General features: G+C 74.3%; 19 protein-coding genes and 1 riboswitch. Of the genes, 10 read left to right on the forward strand and 9 right to left on the reverse strand.

The window, feature by feature from the left end; translation table 11 throughout:
- Window positions 1-295: 295 nt before the first annotated feature.
- The 4 genes from HOY81_RS07865 to HOY81_RS07880 all read left to right on the forward strand — a co-directional run bounded on the left by HOY81_RS07865 (window position 296) and on the right by HOY81_RS07880 (window position 4,776).
- On the forward strand, window positions 296-2,104 hold the full coding sequence (locus HOY81_RS07865; protein ID WP_237319507.1) for a long-chain fatty acid--CoA ligase: 1,809 nt from the start codon (window positions 296-298) through the stop codon (window positions 2,102-2,104).
- Between the two features lie 205 nt (window positions 2,105-2,309).
- Complete coding sequence (locus tag HOY81_RS07870; protein WP_237319508.1) at window positions 2,310-3,659, forward strand: class II 3-deoxy-7-phosphoheptulonate synthase; 1,350 nt, start codon at window positions 2,310-2,312, stop codon at window positions 3,657-3,659.
- Between the two features lie 204 nt (window positions 3,660-3,863).
- A complete protein-coding gene (locus HOY81_RS07875) occupies window positions 3,864-4,136 on the forward strand; it encodes a bacterioferritin-associated ferredoxin (protein ID WP_237319509.1) in 273 nt (90 codons plus the stop codon).
- 238 nt (window positions 4,137-4,374) lie between these two features.
- A complete protein-coding gene (locus HOY81_RS07880) occupies window positions 4,375-4,776 on the forward strand; it encodes a hypothetical protein (protein WP_237319510.1) in 402 nt (133 codons plus the stop codon).
- 81 nt (window positions 4,777-4,857) lie between these two features.
- Here HOY81_RS07880 and bfr read toward each other — a convergent pair whose 3' ends face one another.
- Window positions 4,858-5,337: a bacterioferritin gene (gene bfr, locus HOY81_RS07885; protein WP_237319511.1), complete on the reverse strand. Its 480-nt coding sequence runs from the start codon at window positions 5,335-5,337 to the stop codon at window positions 4,858-4,860.
- 181 nt (window positions 5,338-5,518) lie between these two features.
- On the opposite strand from bfr, the gene HOY81_RS07890 reads away from it, so the two are divergent.
- Entirely contained in the window at window positions 5,519-6,142 is a 624-nt protein-coding gene (locus HOY81_RS07890) for a sulfite oxidase-like oxidoreductase (RefSeq protein ID WP_237319512.1), read from the forward strand.
- Between the two features lie 64 nt (window positions 6,143-6,206).
- On the opposite strand, the gene HOY81_RS07895 is transcribed toward HOY81_RS07890, so the two are convergent.
- From HOY81_RS07895 to thiO, 6 genes are all read right to left on the reverse strand, one after another.
- Window positions 6,207-7,085 (reverse strand): deoxyribonuclease IV, encoded by an 879-nt coding sequence (locus HOY81_RS07895; RefSeq protein WP_237319513.1) that lies wholly within the window; start codon window positions 7,083-7,085, stop codon window positions 6,207-6,209.
- 29 nt (window positions 7,086-7,114) lie between these two features.
- The gene (locus HOY81_RS07900) at window positions 7,115-7,906 is read right to left on the reverse strand and encodes a transglycosylase SLT domain-containing protein (RefSeq protein WP_237319514.1); all 792 of its coding nucleotides are present in this window, start codon (window positions 7,904-7,906) and stop codon (window positions 7,115-7,117) included.
- A gap of 380 nt (window positions 7,907-8,286) precedes the next feature.
- A complete protein-coding gene (gene pknB / locus HOY81_RS07905; protein ID WP_237319515.1) occupies window positions 8,287-10,281 on the reverse strand; it encodes a Stk1 family PASTA domain-containing Ser/Thr kinase in 1,995 nt (664 codons plus the stop codon).
- A gap of 152 nt (window positions 10,282-10,433) precedes the next feature.
- Window positions 10,434-11,231, reverse strand: a complete 798-nt coding sequence (locus HOY81_RS07910) for a thiazole synthase (protein WP_237319516.1) — start codon at window positions 11,229-11,231, stop codon at window positions 10,434-10,436.
- A gap of 4 nt (window positions 11,232-11,235) precedes the next feature.
- The gene (gene thiS / locus HOY81_RS07915; RefSeq protein ID WP_237319517.1) at window positions 11,236-11,448 is read right to left on the reverse strand and encodes a sulfur carrier protein ThiS; all 213 of its coding nucleotides are present in this window, start codon (window positions 11,446-11,448) and stop codon (window positions 11,236-11,238) included.
- Window positions 11,445-12,644 carry a glycine oxidase ThiO gene (thiO, locus tag HOY81_RS07920; protein WP_237319518.1) on the reverse strand — a complete coding sequence of 400 codons (1,200 nt, stop codon included), beginning with the start codon at window positions 12,642-12,644 and terminating at the stop codon, window positions 11,445-11,447. Before thiO ends, thiS begins: the two co-directional genes overlap by 4 nt.
- Window positions 12,642-12,754: riboswitch (TPP riboswitch) on the reverse strand. (Overlaps the previous gene by 3 nt.)
- A 179-nt stretch (window positions 12,755-12,933) precedes the next feature.
- Between thiO and HOY81_RS07925 the strand changes: the two genes are divergently transcribed.
- The 5 genes from HOY81_RS07925 (at window position 12,934) to HOY81_RS07945 (ending at window position 17,508) form a co-directional block, all read left to right on the forward strand.
- The gene (locus tag HOY81_RS07925; RefSeq protein ID WP_237319559.1) at window positions 12,934-14,118 is read left to right on the forward strand and encodes an NAD(P)/FAD-dependent oxidoreductase; all 1,185 of its coding nucleotides are present in this window, start codon (window positions 12,934-12,936) and stop codon (window positions 14,116-14,118) included.
- 33 nt (window positions 14,119-14,151) lie between these two features.
- Window positions 14,152-14,517 (forward strand): Rv2175c family DNA-binding protein, encoded by a 366-nt coding sequence (locus HOY81_RS07930; RefSeq protein ID WP_237319519.1) that lies wholly within the window; start codon window positions 14,152-14,154, stop codon window positions 14,515-14,517.
- 113 nt (window positions 14,518-14,630) lie between these two features.
- Window positions 14,631-15,341, forward strand: coding sequence for a thiamine phosphate synthase (thiE, locus tag HOY81_RS07935; protein WP_237319520.1), 711 nt, complete (start codon window positions 14,631-14,633; stop codon window positions 15,339-15,341).
- A gap of 49 nt (window positions 15,342-15,390) precedes the next feature.
- The gene (gene metF / locus HOY81_RS07940) at window positions 15,391-16,314 is read left to right on the forward strand and encodes a methylenetetrahydrofolate reductase [NAD(P)H] (RefSeq protein WP_237319521.1); all 924 of its coding nucleotides are present in this window, start codon (window positions 15,391-15,393) and stop codon (window positions 16,312-16,314) included.
- Window positions 16,315-16,338: 24 nt separating this feature from the next.
- Window positions 16,339-17,508 (forward strand): hypothetical protein, encoded by a 1,170-nt coding sequence (locus HOY81_RS07945; protein ID WP_237319522.1) that lies wholly within the window; start codon window positions 16,339-16,341, stop codon window positions 17,506-17,508.
- A 36-nt stretch (window positions 17,509-17,544) separates the two neighbouring features.
- Here the strand turns inward: HOY81_RS07945 and HOY81_RS07950 are convergent, their stop codons facing one another.
- The gene (locus tag HOY81_RS07950; RefSeq protein WP_237319523.1) at window positions 17,545-18,933 is read right to left on the reverse strand and encodes an NAD(P)/FAD-dependent oxidoreductase; all 1,389 of its coding nucleotides are present in this window, start codon (window positions 18,931-18,933) and stop codon (window positions 17,545-17,547) included.
- Between the two features lie 301 nt (window positions 18,934-19,234).
- Window positions 19,235-19,846 (reverse strand): TetR/AcrR family transcriptional regulator, encoded by a 612-nt coding sequence (locus tag HOY81_RS07955; protein ID WP_237319524.1) that lies wholly within the window; start codon window positions 19,844-19,846, stop codon window positions 19,235-19,237.
- Window positions 19,847-20,081: the final 235 nt, after the last annotated feature.

Genomic DNA, 20,081 nt, shown 5'->3' on the forward strand with positions numbered 1-20,081 from the left:
GCGCACGGGTGGCCGGACCGGTGGTGCGGGGTGGTGCGCTCGGCGCGCACGCGGCGTGCGCACCGTGCGGAACTGGGCAGTCACGCACCGGGTCGCTTACCCTTCCTGGGGCCGGACCTGCCGGGCGGAACTCGGCCCGTGTGACGCAGGGAACATCTGGCCGTCCCCCCTATCCCGGCACCTTTACCAGTGGGTAACGTCCGGGCCGTCAGACCGCCAAGATCCCCCGGGATCCTGGATTCAGCCAACGGAGGCTTCCCCACGGCCCCCGTCCCGGCGCCGACGAGGAGCACCATTGCGCGAGTTCAGCCTTCCGGCCCTGTACGAGGTCCCCGCGGACGGCAATCTGACGGATCTCGTCCGCCGCAACGCCGCGCAGCACCCCGACGTCGCCGTCGTGGCGCGCAAGCGCGACGGCCGCTGGGAGGACCTGACCGCCGCCGCGTTCCTGGCGGAGGTGCGCGCCGCCGCCAAGGGGCTGATCGCCGCGGGCGTGCGGCCCGGCGACCGGGTCGGGCTGATGTCCCGCACCCGCTACGAGTGGACGCTGTTCGACTTCGCGATCTGGAGCGCCGGCGGGATCACCGTGCCGGTCTACGAGACCAGTTCCCCGGAGCAGATCGCCTGGATCCTCGGCGACTCCGGGGCCGTCGGCTGCCTGGTGGAGACCGCGGCGCACCGGGAAGCCGTGGACTCCGTACGGGACCGGCTGCCGGAGCTCGCGCACGTGTGGCGGATCGAGCCCGGGGCGGACGGGGCCGGCGCGGTGGCCGAGCTGTCCGCGGCCGGGGCGGAGATCACCGAGGCCGCGCTGGACGAGGCGAGTTCATCGGCCACCGCCGACTCCCCGGCGACCATCGTCTACACCTCCGGCACCACCGGCCGGCCCAAGGGGTGCGTGCTGACGCACCGCAGCTTCTTCGCCGAGTGCGGCAACGTGGTGGAGCGGCTGGCGCCGCTCTTCCGCACCGGCGAGTCCTCCGTGCTGCTCTTCCTGCCGGTCGCCCACGTCCTCGGGCGGCTGGTGCAGGTGGCGGCGGTGATGGCGCCGGTCAAGCTGGGGCATGTCGCCGACGTCCGGACGCTCACCGACGAGCTGGCCTCCTTCCGGCCGACCATGGTGCTGGGCGTGCCGCGGGTGTTCGAGAAGGTCTACAACTCCGCGCGTGCCCAGGCGCAGGCCGGCGGCAAGGGGAGGATCTTCGACCGGGCCGTGGCCACCGCGGTCGCCTACAGCCGTGCCATGGAGAACGAGGGCGGCCCCGGCTGGGGGCTGCGGCTCCGCCACGCCCTCTTCGACCGGCTGGTCTTCCGCAAGCTCCGCGCCGTGCTGGGCGGCCGGGCCACCCACGCCATCTCCGGCGGTGCCCCGCTCGGGGAGCGCCTGGGCCACTTCTACCGCGGCATCGGCTTCACGGTGCTGGAGGGCTACGGGCTCACCGAGTCCTGTGCGGCGACCGCCTTCAACCCGGCCGACCGGCAGAAGATCGGCACCGTCGGGCAGCCGCTGCCCGGCTCGGTCATCCGTATCGCGGACGACGGCGAGGTCATGCTCCACGGCGAGCATCTCTTCACCGGCTACTGGAACAACCCGCAGGCCACCGAGGACGCCTTGGCGCAGGGGTGGTTCCACACCGGCGACCTCGGCACCCTGGACGCCGACGGCTATCTGACCATCACCGGGCGGAAGAAGGAGATCCTGGTGACGGCCGGGGGCAAGAACGTCGCCCCGGCGGTCCTGGAGGACCGTATCCGCGGGCACGCTCTGGTCGCCGAGTGCATGGTGGTCGGGGACGGCCGCCCCTTCGTGGGGGCGCTGCTCACGGTGGACGAGGAGTTCCTGCCGCGGTGGGCCGAGGAGCACGGCAAGGCGGGCCTCTCGCACGGGGAGCTGCTGGCCGACGAGGAGTTGCACGCGGAGCTCCAGCGCGCCGTGGACCAGGGGAACGCGGCGGTGTCGCGGGCGGAGTCGGTACGCAGGTTCCGGGTGCTGCACACCCAGTTCACCGAGGACTCCGGCCATCTCACCCCGTCGCTCAAGCTCAAGCGCAACGTGGTGGCGAAGGACTTCGCCGAGGAGATCGAAGGGCTGTACGCGGGCTGACGGCCGCCGGGCCCCGCCGGGCCACGCCGGGTGCGCGCCGGCCGTACCGTCGCGCCTCCACCGCGGGTGGGGGGCGCCCGGTCGGGCACGTGCGCGGGGTACCCGCTCCGTGCGCCGGGCGTGCACGCCAGGTGTGGTATGCGCGGCGCGTCTCACTTCGCGGGCAGCGGGCTGATACCCGGGCACGACCCCGTAACCTGGACGCGTGACCGTGAACGCTGAGACCAGCACCCCCGACGCCAGCTGGCGAGATCTTCCCGCGGCGCAGCAGCCCGAGTGGCCGGACACCGAGGCTCTGCGCGACGCCGTCGCCGAGCTCGAGTCCTATCCGCCGCTCGTCTTCGCGGGCGAGTGCGATCAGCTCAAGGAGCGGATGGGCGCCGTGGCCCGCGGCGAGGCGTTCCTGCTGCAGGGCGGTGACTGCGCCGAGGCGTTCGACGCCGTGTCCGCCGAGCACATCCGGAACAAGCTGAAGACGCTGCTCCAGATGGGCGCCGTGCTGACCTACGCCGGCTCGGTCCCGGTGGTCAAGGTCGGGCGTATCGCGGGGCAGTACAGCAAGCCGCGCTCCAAGCCCACCGAGACCCGGGACGGCGTGACGCTCCCGAGCTACCGCGGGGACTCGGTCAACGGCTTCGAGTTCACCCCCGAGGCCCGCCGCCCCGACCCGGAGCGGCTGAAGCGCATGTACCACGCCTCCGCCTCCACACTGAACCTCGTGCGTGCCTTCACCACCGGCGGCTACGCCGACCTGCGGCAGGTGCACGCCTGGAACCAGGACTTCGTGCGCAACTCCCCCTCGGGGCAGCGCTACGAGGCGCTGGCACGCGAGATCGACCAGGCCCTGAAGTTCATGCACGCCTGCGGCACGGACCCGGAGGAGCTCAAGACCGTCGAGTTCTACTCCTCGCACGAGGCGCTGCTGCTCGACTACGAGGGAGCGCTGACCCGTACGGACTCGCGGAGCGGCAGCCTCTACGACGTCTCCGGCCACATGCTCTGGATCGGGGAGCGGACCCGCCAGCTCGACGGGGCGCACATCGAGTTCGCCTCCCGCGTCCGCAACCCGATCGGGGTGAAGCTGGGCCCGACCACCACCCCGGAGGAGGCCCTGACCCTCGTCGAGCGGCTGGACCCGGAGCGCGAGCCGGGCCGGCTGACCTTCATCACCCGGATGGGAGCGGACCGCATCCGCGACCGGCTGCCCACGCTGGTGGAGAAGGTCTCCGCCTCGGGCGCCCGGCCGGCCTGGGTCTGCGACCCGATGCACGGCAACACCTTCGAGGCTGCCAGCGGACACAAGACCCGGCGCTTCGACGACGTGCTGGACGAGGTCAAGGGCTTCTTCGAGGTCCACAAGGGCCTGGGCACGCACCCGGGCGGCATCCATGTGGAGCTGACCGGGGACGACGTGACCGAGTGCGTGGGCGGCGGGGACGAGATCTTCGTCGACGACCTGCACCAGCGGTACGAGACCGCCTGCGACCCGCGGCTCAACCGCAGCCAGTCGCTCGACCTGGCCTTCCTGGTCGCGGAGATGTACCGGGACCAGTGAGCCCGTACCCCGCCGCCCGTGGTCTCCGCCACGGGCGGCACGGGGCCGTCCGTACGGCACGGGGCCCGCGTCCTCCGGGACGCGGGCCCCGTGGCATGTGCGGGGGCGTGGCCGGGCACCCGGTGGACGGCGCCCCCCGGGTAAGGTTAGGGTTACCTCACTGGCCTTCCGGGTTCGCCCGGCCCCGCGACGGAGGTGGATCGCGTGTACGTCTGCTCGTGCTTCGGCATCACGGAGCAGCAGGTCCGCGAGCACGCCGACGCCGGCTCGTGCACCCCGCGCCAGATAGCCTCCGCCTGCAAGGCCGGCACCGACTGCGGCTCCTGCGTACGCCGCATCCAGGGCATCCTCGGCCGCGGCGCCTGCCCCCGGGGCGAGTCCCCGGACCGCGCCGAGCCCGCGCTGGTGCCCGCGGCCGCCCCGGCGCCGGTGCCCCCCGTGCCCGCGGCCGTCCCGGGTGTGACGGCGGCCGCCTGACGGCCACGCTTCCTCCCCCTTCTCTCCTCCTCGCCTCGGCTCTCCTGCTGCGTGCACGCCGGGAATGGCAGGTTCCCGCCGAGCGGCGGACAATGACGCTGTGGACCGGGTGAACCGACCCGGTCGGCCTCGTGTCGCACCCCGGACGGGTGCGTCCGGCCGCCGGAGCGGCCCGCTGCGCACCGCATCCGCCGCGTCCCGGAGCCCCGGCCCGACGAGCCGGAGAGGAGATCCGATCATGACCACCACAGCACGAGGCGGGCCGTCCGCCCTCGCCGGGGGAGTCGTCGCGTTCGCCGGCGTGATGATGCTCATCACCGGTGTGCTCGACGTCTTCCGGGGCATCGCGGCCCTCGGAGAGGACCAGCTCGTCGTCAGCTCGGCCGACTACACCTTCGAGTTCGACGTCACCGGCTGGGGCTGGATCCACCTGATCCTGGGCGCGGTGACCGTGCTCGCCGGGCTCGGCCTGTTCAGCGGCGCGATCTGGGCGCGGGCGTTCGCCGTCCTCATGGCCTCACTGATCATCGTGGCCAACTTCCTGTCGCTGCCCTACTACCCGGTGTGGTCCGTGGTGGTGATCGCGATGGCTGCGCTGGTCATCTGGGCGGTCTTCCGGGACCGTCCCGGCTTCGGCTGACCCCGGGCACCCGCCCGCGGCAACGGCCGCGCCCCGGTGCGGCGTCTCCGCACCGGGGCGCACGGCCGGCGGACGGGCGGCTCAGGAGTCCGGCTGCTCGATGAGCTGCGCGATGTAGAGCGCCTCGCCGAGCTTCCCGACGAGCTCCAGCTGGGTGTCGAGGTAGTCGATGTGGTGCTCCTCGTCGGCGAGGATGTCCTCGAAGATGTTCGCCGAGGTGATGTCGCCCTTGCTCCGCATCACCTCGATGCCGCGGCGCAGCCGGTCGATGGCCTCCACCTCGATCTGCCGGTCCGCCTGGAACATCTCGGTGAGCGTCTGGCCGACCCGGACGTGGAACAGCCGCTGGTAGTTGGGCAGACCCTCCAGAAAGAGAATGCGGTCGGTCAGCCGCTCCGCGTGACGCATCTCGTCGAAGGATTCCGCGCGGGTGTACTTGGCGAGTTTCGTCCAGCCGAAGTTCTCCTGCATCTTGGCGTGCAGGAAATACTGGTTGATCGCCGTCAGCTCGGCGGTGAGCTGCTCGTTGAGGAATTCGATGACCTCGGGGTCGCCCTGCATCGCAGCGGTCCTTCCAGGGGAATCGGCCAGGTGCGCACGCATCCTCGCACCGGAAAGCCGTGCGGGTCCAGTAAGTAAAGGCTTACCTCAAATGCCCCGAATACTGCTCCGGGAGGGTGCCGGAGCCGGCCCGCCGGGGGTGCGGTCCGGGCCGTCCACCGGAGTCTGTCACCATGGAGCCATGGGTCAGCCGGACAGCCGAGGAGCGGAGGGTGCGCGGCTCCCGCCCGGTCAGCGGCTGCAGCGCGGCTGGCCGGTCACCCACTACGGGCCGGTGCCGAAGTTCAAGCCCGAGCGCTGGGAGTTCCGCGTCTTCGGCGCCACCGCGGACGGCGAGAAGCACTGCTGGTCCCACGAGGAGTTCACCTCCCTTCCGTACGAGACGGTCGTGGCCGACCTGCACTGCGTGACGAAGTTCAGCATGCTGGACGCCGAGTGGGGCGGGGTGCGGGCGCGCACCGTCCTGGACCTGGCGCCGCCCGCGCCGGAGGCCACCCATGTCATGGTCTGGGCCGAGTACGGCTTCAGCTCGAACCTGCGGATGTCCGACTTCACCGCCGGCCACACCCTCTTCGCCACCCACCGCGGGGGCGAGCTGCTCACCGCCGAGCACGGCTTCCCCGTCCGCCTGATCGTCCCGCACCTGTACGCCTGGAAGGGGCCGAAGTGGGTGCGCGGCGTGGAGTACATGACCGCGGACCGGCGGGGCTTCTGGGAGGAGCGCGGTTACCACAACATCGGCGACCCCTGGCAGGAGCAGCGCTACTCCTACCAGGAGGAGCCGGGGGACGGCCCCGAGCCGTAGGCCGGGGTCCGGGGTCGTGCACCGTCCGGGCCCGCCCGCCCTGCCGCCGGACGGGTCGCGCCGCTCAGTCCGGCCCGTCGCGGAGCCGTTTCAGCAGGGCCACGTCCGCCGCGTGCCCCTCCGTGCGGCCGGGGGTCTCGATCACCAGCGGCACCCCTTCCGTCGCCGGGTGGGTCATCAGGTCCGCGAAGGGCTCCTCGCCGATGTGCCCACGGCCGATGTTCGCGTGCCGGTCCTTGCGGGCGCCCGCGACGTCCCGGGAGTCGTTCGCGTGCACCAGTCGCAGCCGGCCCGGGCCGACCGCGGCCTCCAGGGCGTCCAGCGTCTCCTTCACCCCGCCCGGTGCGGCCAGGTCGTGGCCGGCGGCGAAGACGTGGCAGGTGTCCAGGCAGACGCCCAGCCGCGGATGCCGCTCCAGCACCTCGAAGTACTCCGCCAGCTCCTCCATGCGGGAGCAGAGCGAGGCGCCCTGGCCCGCGGTCGGCTCCAGCAGCAGCCACGGGTCGTCCTCGTGGGTCAGCTCGTCGAGCAGCGGGAGCATCAACTCCCGTACCTGGTCGAGGGCTACCCGCCGGGGACGGCCGCCGGTCGCGGAGCCGGTGTGCACCACCACCCCTCGGGCGCCGATCGCGCGGCCGCGGCGCAGCGAGTGGCGCAGTGAACGCACCGACCCGGCGGCGGTCTCCGCGGTGTGCGAGCCGACGTTGATCAGGTAGGGGGCGTGCACGAAGGCGGGCATCCCGCGCTCCGTGCAGGCGGCCCGGAAGGCCTCCGACTGTTCCGGGTCGCCGGGCGGGGTCGCCCAGCCGCGCGGGTTGGCCACGAAGACCTGCACGGCCTCCGCGCCGATCGCGTCGGCATGGGAGACGCCGACGGCGGCCAGGCCCCCTGCCACGGGGACATGGCCGCCGACCGGATTGCGCTGTCGCGGTGTGCTGCTCACACCGCCCAGTATCCCAGCGGGGTGCGGGCTCAGTAGGCCGAGTCCACGTTGTCGATCGTGCCGTACCGGTCCGCCGCGTAGTTGCAGGCGGCGACGATGTTGGCGACCGGGTCGTACTGGTCCCAGGCGGTGCCCGGCACGTGGTAGGCGTCGAAGGTGGGCTTGATCACCTGGAGCAGGCCCTTGGAGGGCACGCCGTTCCGGGCGTTGATGTCCCAGTTGTTGATCGCCCGCGGGTCACCGCTGGACTCCCGCATGATGTTGCGGTGGATGCCCTCATAGGTGCCGGGGATGTCGTGCTTGTCCATGATGGCCAGCGCCTCACGGATCCAGCCGTCCAGGTTGTCCGGGTAGCTGGGCTTGGCGGACTTCTTCTCCACCTCCGCCCGCTCGGCCTTGCGCGCGGCCTGCTTCTCCTGGCGCGCCTTCTCGGCCTTGGCCTTGGCCTCGGCCTTCTTCTCGGCCTCCGCCTTCTTCTCGGCCTGGGCCTTCTTCTCGGCCGCGACCTTCTTCGCTTCCTTCTTCTCCGCGACGGCCTCGGCCTTGATCTCCTCCCGGACGGTGTCGAGCTGCTTGGCGACACCCTCCTTCTGGGCCTCGGCATGGCCGCTCTGGCCGGTGAACGCGGTCGGCACGGAGGAGACCTTGGCCGCGGGGCTCTGGTCGGCGCTGCCGCTGTCGGCCGAGCCGGGCACCAGGGTCAGGGCCATGGCGGCCGCCCCCGCGGCGGCGACGCCGGCCGCGGAGTAGCGCGTGGCCCGGGGGGAACGGAGCCGGAGGGAGCGGAGAGAGCGGAGAGAGCGCGGAATGTTGCTGAGCATGTGTGCGAGCGGACCTTTCCGTTGCGTACGTCGCAGAGCCGGGCGGGCGGACACGCCGCGTTCGGTCTCACGGCGCCATGCGAACGACGGCAATTGTTAAAGCCCGCAAATTCAGTAATCAAAAATGTGACGTACTATCCGCTGTCGTGCGTCAGGAAAGGGGTGCGGCGCTGTTCCGGGGCGTTTTCACCGGTCAGCGAGCCGCGGTGGGTCCACTACTTTTCTTCGTACGTGACGTGGGTCCTATGCGCGGTGTCACAGCGGGACCCGTCCGGATAGACGCCGGGTCGTCCGTTACGCACGTTGCGTGAGGGGAAAACTGGGAAAACACCCATTGAGGACCCGCGCCGGAACAGTCCGAATTGCCCGGATGTTCGGGGTCAGCGCACCCAGAGGGTGACCTCGGAGCCGCGGGGCGCCTCGTCGCCCGCGTCCGGGGACTGGTTGAAGACCGTGTCCCCGAAGAAGACGCGGCGGACGGTCACGGTGAACCCCTGGTCCTCCAGCAGTCGCCGCGCCTCGTCCAGGCCCTTCCCCTCGACGTCCGGGACCGCCACCAGGTCCGGGCCCCTGGAGAGGGTCAGGGTCACGGTGTCGCCGCGCGCGGCGGTCGCCCCGGCCTCCGGGGACTGGCGGGCGACGGCGCCCTTCTCCTCCTCGGAGAACACCCGCTCGTCGGCCAGGCGCACCGTCAGCCCCGCCTCGCGCAGCTCCTCCCGGGCGTCCTCCGCGTCCTGGCCGGTGACCTCCGGGATCTCGGTCTTCTCGCCCTTGGAGACGGTCAGGGCCACCGCCGAGCCGGGCCGCCGCTCGGTGCCGGCCGCGGGCTCGGTGCGGACCACCGAGCCCTGAGCGGTCTCCGCGTCGAACCGGCGCGTGACCCGACCCGGGTCCAGCCCGGCGTCCCGGAGCTGCCGCCGGGCGTCTGCGAGCGGGGTGCCGGACAACTCCGGCACCTTCACCAGCTCGGGGCCGCGGGAGACCACGAGCGTCACCGTGCCGGTGTCCCGGATCCGCGCGCCGGGTGCCGGATCGCTCTCGACGACCCGGCCGCGCTCCACCTTCAGGCTGTGGTCGCGCTCGACCCGCACCCCGAGCCCGGCCTCCGCGAGCTCCTTCCGGGCCTCCGCCTCGGTCATGTCGAGCACCGCGGGCGTACGGGTGAACTGGCCGGAGTTGACGTACCACACGGCCGTGCCCAGCAGGGCGGCGAGCACCACGCCGAGCAGCACCAGCAGCGAGCGGCGCGGGGCGCGCCGCCGCCTCCCGCCCGCCGGGCCCTCCGGGGGCTCCCCGGACGGGCCGCCGGGCGGGGTGGGAAGCCGGGAGGTGCGGTCCACGCCGTCGTCTCCCGGGCCGCCGGCCGGCACGCGGGACAGCACGGTCGTACGGTCCCCGGCGCCGTCGTCCTCCGGTGCCACGCTGCGGGGGGCCCGGGCGGTGCGGCCGTCCCCGCCCCCGGCCGGCACCGGCACCGCGCGCGGGCCGCCCCCGGCCTCCTGCGGCGGGGCCAGGTCCAGCTCCGCGTCGCCCAGGGCGGCCCGGGTCGCCCGGACCTCCGCCAGCAGCGCGACGGCGTCCCCGGGCCGGGCCTCCGGCTCCCGGGCCGTCGCCCGGGCGACCAGCGCGTCCAGCTCCGGTGCCAGCCCGGGAACGGCCGCCGACGGGGCCGGCATCGGGGTGTGCAGATGCCGGTAGAGGACCTCCGCGGGGGTCTCCCCGGTGTGCGGCTTGTCACCCGTGAGCATCTCGTGGAGCAGCACCCCGCACGCGTACAGGTCGGAGCGGGTGTCCACCTGGCCGTGCTCGATCTGCTCGGGCGCCAGGTAGGAGACGGTGCCCATGATCGAGGTCATGCCGGAGGAGGTCTCGTTGCCCACCGCGCGGACCAGCCCGAAGTCGGCGACCTTGACCCGGCCGTCGTCCCCGATCAGCACGTTCTCCGGTTTCACGTCGCGGTGCACCAGCCCGGCGCGGTGGGCCGCGCCCAGCGCGGCGAGCGTCGGCTCCAGCACGTCCAGCGCCGCCCGCGGCCGCAGTGCGCCCCGGTCCCGCAGCACGTCCCGCAGGGTGCACCCGGCCACGTACTCCATGGCCAGATAGACGTGCGCGCCGTCCGCGCCCTGGTCGTGGACGCCGACCACGTTCGGGTGGTCGAGCCGGGCCACCGCCTTGGCCTCGCGGATGAAGCGCTCCACGAAGACCGCGTCGGCGGCCAGCGAGGGGTGCATCACCTTCAGCGCGACCACCCGGTCCAGGCGGGTGTCCAGGGCCCGGTAGACGGTGGCCATGCCGCCCACGGCGATCCGCGCGTCGACGCGGTAACGGCCGTCGAGAACCTGACCGATGAGCGGGTCGCGAAGGGTGGTGTCCACGGCGCAGAGTCTACGAGCCGGGTTCCGGCCGCCACGCCGCCCCGTGCCGGAGCAGGGCCGTCCTGCAGCAGAACGGTGACACGGCGCGTACGACTCCGCGGCCACGGCGCCCCGGGCCCGGGCGGAGACTCGCTCACGCCCCCGGGCCCGGCTCAGCCGAAGGCCGGGCGCTCCGGGTCCAGCGCCGCCACACCCTCGACCGGCGAGGACGCCTCCGCGAAGTGCCGCCGCGGGATCCGCCCCGCACGGTGGGCCAGCCGCCCGGCCGTCACCGCGTGCCGCATGGCCTCCGCCATCAGCACCGGTTCCTGGGCCCGGGTGACCGCCGAGGCCAGCATCACCGCGGCGCACCCCAGCTCCATCGCCAGCGCGACGTCGGAGGCGGTGCCCGCCCCGGCGTCCAGGATCACCGGGACCCGCGCCTGCTCCGTGATCAGCCGGAAGTTGTGCGGGTTGCGGATGCCGAGGCCGGAGCCGATCGGGGAGCCCAGCGGCATCACCGCGGCGCACCCGGCCTCCTCCAGCCTCCGGGCCAGCACCGGGTCGTCGTTGGTGTACGGCAGCACCGTGAAGCCCTCGTCGACCAGGGTCTCGGCGGCGTCCAGCAACTCGACCGGGTCCGGCAGCAGGGTGTGCTCGTCGGCGATCACCTCCAGCTTCACCCAGTCCGTGCCCAGCGCCTCCCGGGCGAGCCGCGCCGTCAGCACCGCCTCACCCGCGGTGTAGCAGCCGGCGGTGTTCGGCAGCACCCGGATGCCGTGCCGGCTCAGCACCGAGAGGACGGAGCCCTGCACCGTCGGGTCCAGCCGGCGCATCGCCACGGTGGTGAGCTCGGTGCCGGAGGCCAGCAGCGCGCGCTCCATGACCTCCAGGCTGGGCGCGCCGCCGGTGCCCATGATGAGCCGGGAGTCGAAGGCGGTGTCGCCGATGACCAGCGGATCGTCTGCCATGTCCTCAGCCTCCCTGCACGGCGGTCAGGATCTCGACGCGGTCGCCCTCGGCCAGGCGGGTGCCGTCCCAGCGGGCACGCGGCACCACGGCCTCGTTGACGGCGGCCGCCACCCCGGACGGCGCGGTGGTCAACGTGGCCACCAGCCGGCCGAGGGTGGGCTCCCCGCCGAGCTCCCGGGGTTCGCCGTTGACGGTGATGTGCACGGTGTCGGTCATGCGGGCCGCTCCTCGGAGTGCGGAGTCTGCGGTGCCGCGCCGCCGGGCGCGGCCGGGGTGGCGAACCGGCGCGGGGAGAAGGGCCGTGCCGCGTCCGGGAGTTCACCGGTCTCCAGCGCCTCGCCCAGTACGTCCCCGGTGACCGGGGTGAGCAGGACGCCGTTGCGGTGGTGGCCGGTGGCCAGGTGGAGTCCCGGCAGCGCGGTGGGACCGAGCAGCGGGGCGTTGTCGGGCGAGCCGGGGCGCAGCCCGGCCTGGGCCTCGGTCAGCGGCAGTTCGGTGATGCCCGGCACCAACGCACGGGCGTCCCGCAGCAGTTCGTAGACGCCGCCGGCGGTCACGGTGGTGTCCCAGCCCAGCTCCTCGCTGGTCGCGCCCACCACCAGTTCGCCGTCGGCACGCGGCACCAGATAGACCGGGGCGCCCCGCACCACGGCCCGGACGGTGCGGGAGAGGAACGGCGCCGCCGCCCGCGGCACCCGCAGCCGCAGTACCTGCCCCTTCACCGGCCGCACCGGCGGCAGCACGCCGTCGGGGACGCCGTCGAGGCGCCCGCTCCAGGAGCCGGTGGCCAGCACCGTCTGCCCGGCGGAGAGCGCGGTGCCGTCGCCGAGCACCGCGCCGGCGGCCCGGTCGCCGGAGACCGAGAGCCGCGCGGCCGCGGCGCGGTGGAAGACCACTCCCGCCCGCTCGCAGGCGGCGAGGAGCGCGGCCCCCAGCCGCCGCGGGTCGGCCTGGTGGTCGCCGTCCACCCGCACCCCGGCGCGGACGGAGGGCGCCAGCATCGGCTCCAGCCGGCGGCACTCCCGCCCGCTGAGCCACTCCGCGTCCAGGCCGCAGCGCTGCTGGAGCGCGTGCACCTCGCGGAGCTGGGCGCGGTCGTCGGCGTCGAAGGCCACCGCGAGGGCGCCGCAGGCGCGGTAGCCGATCCGCCGCCCGCTCGCCTCCTCCAGCTCCCGCGTGAACTCCGGATAGCGGCGCGCGGAGGCCAGGTTGAGGGCCAGCAGCCGCTCCTCGCCGTGGTGCAGCTCGGTGACCGGGGCCAGCATCCCGGCCGCCACCCGGGCGGCGCCGCCGCCGGGCTCCGGATCGGCGACCGTGACCCGCAGGCCGCGTTGCGCGGCGCGCCAGGCGGTGACCAGCCCCATGAGGCCGCCGCCGAGGACGAGGACGTCGGGCGGACTGCCGGTGCGCATGGGTGTGCCGCTCCTCCCTTCGCCGGAATGACCCGGATCAGGTTCGTACGGTCGGAGGCCGGCCAGCCTCCCTCTCAGCCCGGTGCGTCCGGGCTCCCGCGTGGTGACGTACGCCCGCCACCTTACTGCGGCGGCGGAGCGGCCGGTAAGGGGAGCCCCGCGGGGCGGCCGGTGCGGGGCCCGGCCGCACGGCGCACCACCCGCGCCGGACCCGCCGGTCTACAGTGATCTGGTGAGGGAGAGCGAGACGCCCGAGGCGCAGCAGCAGGTCGTGATCACCGGCGCCGGCATGGCGGGCGTGCAGACCGCCGTGCAGCTCCGCGAGCAGGGCTGGCGCGGGCGCGTGCGACTGCTCGGCGCGGAACTGCACCCGCCCTACGACCGGCCGCCGTTGTCCAAGGCGGTGCTGCTCGGCAAGGCCGAGGGCTCGGCCTTCGACATCGACTTCGCGGCGCTCGGCGTCGAGCTGGAGCTGGGCCGCCGGGCCGTCCGGCTGCACCCGGAGGAGCGGGTGCTGGAGACCGCGAGCGGCCCGGTGCCGTACGACCGGCTGGTCCTGGCCACCGGTGCCGAGCCGGTGTCGCTGCCCGGCAGCGAGGGCGTGCCCGGTGTGTATGTGCTGCGCACCCTGGACGACGTCGCCCGGCTCCGGCCGGTGCTGGAGGAGCGCCGCACGCTGGTGGTGGTCGGCGCCGGCTGGATCGGCGCCGAGTTCGCCACCGCGGCGCGGGAGGCCGGCTGCGAGGTCACCGTGGTGGAGGCCGCGGCCGGGCCGCTGCCCGGGGCGCTGCCCGCGGAGGTCGCGGCCGCGGTGCGCGGCTGGTACGCGGAGAGCGGTGCCCGGCTGCGTACCGGCACCGCCGTGGCGGCCGTGGAGCCCGGGGCGGTGGTGCTGGCCGGCGGGGAGCGGCTGCCGGCCGACGCGGTGGTCGTCGGCATCGGGGCCCGGCCCGCGACCGCCTGGCTGCGCGGCAGCGGTGTCGCACTCTGCCCGGACGGCTCGGTGCGCGCCGACGACCGGCTGCGCACCTCGGTGCCGGCGGTCTACGCGGTCGGTGACTGCGCTTCCTTCCCCTCCGCCCGCTACGGCGCCCGGCTGCTGGTGCACCACTGGGACCACGCCCTGCAGAGCCCGGTGGTGGCGGCCGCGAACCTGCTGGCGGACGCCCGCGGGGCGGGCCCTGCGGAGGAGGCGGTCTACGATCCGGTGCCGTACTTCTGGTCCGAGCAGTTCGGCCGCTTCGTCCAGTACGCGGGGCACCACACGGAGGGTGACCGGCTGGTCTGGCGGGGGGACCCCGGGGAACCCGCCTGGTCCGTCTGCTGGCTGCGGGACGGCGTGCTGGTCGCCCTGCTCGCTGTCGGCCGGCCGCGTGATCTCGCCCAGGGGCGCCGGCTGATCGAGCGCGGCGCCCGGCTGGATCCGGAGCTGCTGACGGACGCCGGCGTCGCCCTGAAGAAGGCCGTGCGGTAGTGGCTGTCGGCGGCAGGTGGCAGGCTGGGTCACGTGACCGAGATTGACACGAAGACCGAGGCGCTCGTCCCCTCCTGGCTGACCCTCCCCGAGATCGCCGAGCAGCTCGGCGTCGAGGTGACCCGGGTCCGCCAGCTCGTCAAGGAGGGGCAGCTGATCGCCGTGCGCCGCGGTGAGAACCGCGTGCTCCAGGTGCCCGCCGACTTCATCGGGCAGGGGAAGATCGTGAAGGGCCTGGTCGGCACCATCACCCTCCTCAAGGACGACGGCTTCACCGTCGAGGAGATGCTGGAGTGGCTCTTCACCCCGGACGACACCCTGCCCGGCACTCCCGTGCAGGCCCTGCGCGAGAATCGCGGGACCGAGGTGAAGCGCCGGGCACAGGCTCTGGCCGTCTGACGGCGGCCGCGGGCCGCCCGGCGGCATCGCACCGCATCGTCCACCGCACACCACGGTGCACGGGCCGCCGCGCGCCGCGGCCCGTGCGCCCCGCCCCCCGGGGGGGAAGCACCATGCCCGACGTGCCACGCACCGCCCGCGAGCGGCTGGCCGGCGCCCGCCTCTATCTCTGCACCGACGCCCGGAAGCGCCAGGGCGACCTGCCCGCCTTCCTGGACGCGGTGCTCGGTTCCGGCGTGGACATCGTGCAGCTCCGGGAGAAGGGCATGGAGGCCGCGGAGGAGCTGGAGCACCTCGCCGTCCTCGCGGACGCCTGCCGCCGGCACGGCGCCCTGCTCGCGGTCAACGACCGCGCGGACGTCGCGCACGCCGCCGGCTCCGACGTGCTGCACCTGGGCCAGCGGGACCTTCCCGTGCCCGCCGCCCGCGCCCTGCTCGGGCCCGGCCCGGAGGACGTGCTGGTCGGCCGGTCCACCCACGCGCCCGCGGAGGTCGACGCCGCCGTCCGCGAGCCGGGCGTGGACTACTTCTGCACCGGCCCGTGCTGGCCCACCCCGACCAAGCCGGGGCGCGCCGCGCCGGGCCTGCCGCTGGTGCGGTACGCCGCCTCGCTGGCTCCCGCCCGTCCCTGGTTCGCCATCGGCGGGATCGAGGCCGGCACACTGGACGCGGTGCTGGACGCCGGGGCCCGGCGCGTGGTCGTCGTACGGGCGATCACCGAGGCCGAGGATCCGGGCGCCGCTGCCGCGGAGCTGGCACGGCGCTTGCGGGAGCGTCCACTGGATGGACATCCGGCGCCCGCAGAACGGACGGAAGGGGCATAGCGGCCGTCGGGGCCGGGGGTGGTCTTGCGTGGCCCGTTAACCTGCACACATGGCCCTTGGTACCCCGTTCACCAGGACAGACCGACCACCGACCGTCCGTGATCTGCTCGCGTCCGGGCGGCGTTCGTACTCGTTCGAGTTCTTCGCGCCGAAAACGGCGAAGGGCGAGCGCACCCTCTGGAACGCCCTGCGCCGCATCGAGGCCGTCTCGCCGACCTTCGTCTCGGTGACCTACGGAGCGGGCGGCTCCTCCCGTGAGGGCACGGTGCGGAACACGGAGCGGATCGCCAACGAGACCACCCTGACCCCCGTCGCCCACCTGACCGCCGTCAACCACTCGCGCGCCGAGCTCCGGCACGTCATCGGCCAGTACGCGGACGCCGGCATCCGCAACGTCCTCGCGCTGCGCGGCGACCCGCCCGGCGACCCGATGGGCGAGTGGGTCAAGCACCCGGAGGGCGTCGACTACGCCTCCGAACTGGTCGAGCTCATCAAGGAGTCGGGCGACTTCTGCGTCGGCGTCGCGGCCTTCCCGGAGATGCACCCGCGCTCGACCGACTGGGACACCGACGTGCGGTACTTCGTCGAGAAGTGCCGGGCCGGGGCGGACTACGCCATCACGCAGATGTTCTTCTACGCCGAGGACTACCTGCGGCTGCGGGACAGCGCAGCCGCGCAGGGCTGCGACGTGCCCATCATCCCGGAGATCATGCCGGTCACCAACGTCCGCCAGATCGAGCGCTTCGCGCAGCTCAGCAACGCGTCGTTCCCGCCGGAACTCGCCGAGCGCATCCTGGCGGTGCAGGACGATCCCGCGGCGGTACGCTCGATCGGCATCGAGTACGCCACGGAGCTCTGTGCGAGGCTGCAGTCCGAGGGGATCCCCGGTCTGCACTTCATTACCCTCAACCACTCCACGGCGACGCTCGAAATCTACGAGAATCTGGGACTCCACGAGCAGTCCATGAGCTGAGCGGCAGCGGGAAGAGGGGCGTACATGCTCTGGACGATCCTGTACATAGCGTTCGGAATCGTCGCATTGTGGCTCCTCGGTGAGGTGCTGCTGCAGTACAAGGCCAGACTGCGGTGGCGGGTGCTGGCCTTCGCCGGCTTCGTCACCGTGGTGATCGGCGTGGTGGCCCTCTCCTCCGTCCTCGTGATCACGCTCGGCGCGATGGCCTTCGCGGTCGGGCAGACGTTCGTGACCCTCTCCTACCGGCGGGGATTCTCGACCGGCTGGGCCCTCGGCGGCATGCCGGGGTCCAGCCGGCGCCGCCGCGGCGCCCAGCCGGCCGCCGCGGACGAGCCCCCGGTCCTGGAGGTCACCCAGGTGGTGGCCGACGCCTCGCAGCCGTACGACGCCGGCACCGGCGCGCCGGAGCTGCCGGAGGGCCAGGACTCCTGGGAGCCGCCCGCCTACGCCCCGGAGCCGCTCCCCGACGAGACCGGCGAGTACGGCGTCTACGACCGCGGCGACCAGCTCTTCTCCGACGGGCCGGAAGACCGGCCCGCACCGACGTTCCCCGGCGGCTACGGCCACGGGCCCGAGGACCAGCACCAGTACGCGGCCTGGGCCGATCCCCACCCGGCCGGCCAGGACACGGGTCAGGACCCCGCACACGCCGGGCAGTACGCCACCGCCGGCTACCAGCCCTACGACGGCTACGCCGGCTCCGTCAGCTTCGACCCCCAGGGCGGCATCCCCGCACCACCCGGCCACGCGCCCGTCGGCTACGGCGCGGACGGCTACCCCGCCGGGGACTACTCCTCCGGGGACCACTTCTCCGGCTCCTCCGCCGACGGCTACGGCACCGGCTACGGCACGGACGGGTACGCCGCCGGCTACGGCACCGACGGCCAGGGCACCGGGTACACAGGGCAGAGCCCGTACCAGCCGTACGACGCGTACGGCTCGTCCTACGGCTCCTACGGTCCCCACGACTCCTACGCCCCGTACGCACCGCAGGACCCCGGCACCCCGCCGGGCGGCGTCTGGGTGCCGCAGCAGCGGGAGCAGCACCGGGAACCGGGCGGCCTGCCGGCCGAGGAGCCCTACCCGTACCCGGACGGTCACCAGCCGCCGGGCCACCAGCCCTACGGCTACGACGCGACCGGCTACTCCTACGACCCCACCGGCTACTCCTACGACGAGCAGCGGGGCTACTGACCCCGAACGGCCCGCCCTCCCGGGCCCCGGGCCGTCCTACCGGGACCCCCGCCAGTCGTCGCCCTCCACCAGGAGCCCGGCGGCGAGCGCCCCCGACATCCCGGCGTGCGCCAGCCCGCCCCCCGGATGGGCCCAGCCGCCGACCCGGTACAGGCCCTCCGGCCCCGCCCGGTTGGGCCCCCGCAGCAGACCGCCGCCCGCACCCGCCAGTGCGGGCGGCGGCACCAGGCCGTCCGGTGCCCCGGTCTCCGCCGCGGCGTCCTCCGGCGTCCGCAGCACCCGCCACAGCACCTGCGCGGCGAGACCCGGACAGGCCCGGTCCGCCGCGGCGGTCAGGGTGTCCGCCAGCTCGCCGGGCGTCGCGACCGGGCCGGGCACCACGGTGCTCAGCACCGCGGTCTGGTACCCGGCGCCGGGGCACAGCTCCGGGTCGTCCGGACGCAGCACGGTCACCGGCCGCGCCCCGCCGTGCACCACGGTCCGGTGCGGCGTACCGGCCGGGCGGGCGCCGCGCAGCGCGAGCAGCACCGTGAAGCGGGCGGCCGCCCCGGCCGTCTCCGTCCCGCGCGCCGCCGGGGGCGCGCCGGAGACCACGGCGCCGGCCGCCGCGGCCGTGCCGTCCGCGCACTCCACTCCGGTGACCCTGCCGTCGTGCGCCCGGACCCGCACCTCGGTGCCGAAGCGGAACTCCACCCCGCGCGCCCGGCAGCGCTCGTACACCGCCCGGGCCAGCTCCCGCATGCCGCCGCGCACGTACCAGACCCCGAAGGCGTCCTCCAGGTAGGCCAGCACGGCGGCTCCGGCCGGGGCGCGCGCCGGGTCCAGCCCGTACGCCCACGCGTGGCTCTCCAGCAGCGCCGCCAGCCGGGGGTCCGGCAGCTCGCTCGCGGCCGCCTCGGCCAGCGTCGGCGGGCGGCGCCGGAGCAGCCCGCGGCGGCGGACCGCCGGGTACGGATCCCGCTGCGGCACACCGTCGCCGGGGACCAGTGGCTCCTCCAGCAACGGCCGCCGGGTCGCCTCCCAGGTGTCCCGGGCGCGGTTGAGCAGGGCGCTCCACCGGGCGCCCGACCCGGCGCCGAAGGCCCGGTCCAGCGCCTCGGTCACGCCGCCGCGGGAGGCGCCGGGCAGGGTGACGGCCGTGCCGTCGGCATACACGTGCCGGGCCGCCGGGTCCACCCGGACCAGCTCGGCACAGCGCTCCAGCGGCTCCCGGCCGGTCTTGACGAACAGGTCGCGGTAGACCGCCGGCAGCCGCAGCAGCCCGGGTCCGGTGTCGAAGCGGAAGCCGTCCCGCTCGAACCGGCGTACCGCGCCGCCGTAGGTCTCCCCGCGCTCGTACACCGTGACGTCGTGTCCCGCCGTGGCCAGCCGGGCGGCGGCCGCCATCGCGCCCATTCCGGCGCCGATCACCGCGATACGTGCCATGAGCGGCGACTCTAACCGGGCGCCCGTCGCCCGGCGGGGGCGGGGCGGGGCCGCGGTGGGCGCCGGTACCCACGCCTGAGTACGGATACTCAGGCGACCGGTTGAGTAGCCGCGCGGATGGGCCGCTCCCGGCCCGGACGGCAGAGTGAGGGCATGGCGGGAAGACGGCGCCGCACCGCCGGCACGGGGCGGCGGAACGACGCCGGCCGGACCGCCGACGGGGAAGAGAAGGGGGAGACCGCACGGGGGCGCGGGGGAGGCACAACGGGGGGCGCCCCCAGGGGGATCCGGCGGGTGCGCGCTACGGCGCGCACCCGCCGACGCGTCCCTGCACCAGCAGGGAGAGCGCGCCGTGCACCTCGTCGAGCGAGCGCTCCGGCTGGAACGCCTGCCAGTCCAGCGCCGCCACCAGGACCATGCCGACCAGGGCCGCGGACGTGAGCGGGATGTCGATCTCGCCGCTCAGCTCCCCCTCGGCCACCCCCTCCCGCAGCACCGTCTCGACCACCGCGACGACCTGCCGGCGCACCACCATGAGCGTGGGCCGCCAGGCACGGTTGGTGCGCCACAGCTCCGCGACGTAGAGCTGCGTGAAGGCCGGACAGCGGTCGACGAAGACCAGCCCCGCGCGGATCATCGCGTCCAGCGCGTCGGCCCGGCTCCCGCCCGCCGCGGCGGTGCGGTCGGCGGCCTCGGCCAGGTCCGCGGTCAGCAGCTCCACGCCGTGCCGCAGCAGCTCCTCGAAGAGCTCGTTCTTGCTCCGGAAGTTGTAGTAGACCGTCCCCTTCGCGACGCCCGCGCGCTCGGCGATCTCGTCCACCGTGGTGGAGGAGAAGCCCTGTTCCGCGATGAGCGTCACCGCCGCCTCGTAGAGCCGCTGACGGGTGGTGCTCCGGCGCGTGCTGGTCTGCATGGCGATGATTGTCACAGACCCGGCGTTCAGCGGCTGATCGGCGGATGCAGCCGGTCCAGGGTCCACATCTGCTTGCGGGGGGCCGCGAGCGCGGTGAGCGCGAGGGCGGCCGCGGTGAAAGCGGCCGGCACGGCGCACGCCCGCCACACCGGCCCGGTCCCACCGAGGCATGGCACATGCTGTGCCCCGTCGCCCGACCGGCCACCGGACGTGCCGTTTGCGCAGGTCAGCACGG

The sequence above is a fragment of the Streptomyces sp. JJ36 genome, from assembly GCF_021696945.1.
Lineage (GTDB): Bacteria > Actinomycetota > Actinomycetes > Streptomycetales > Streptomycetaceae > Streptomyces.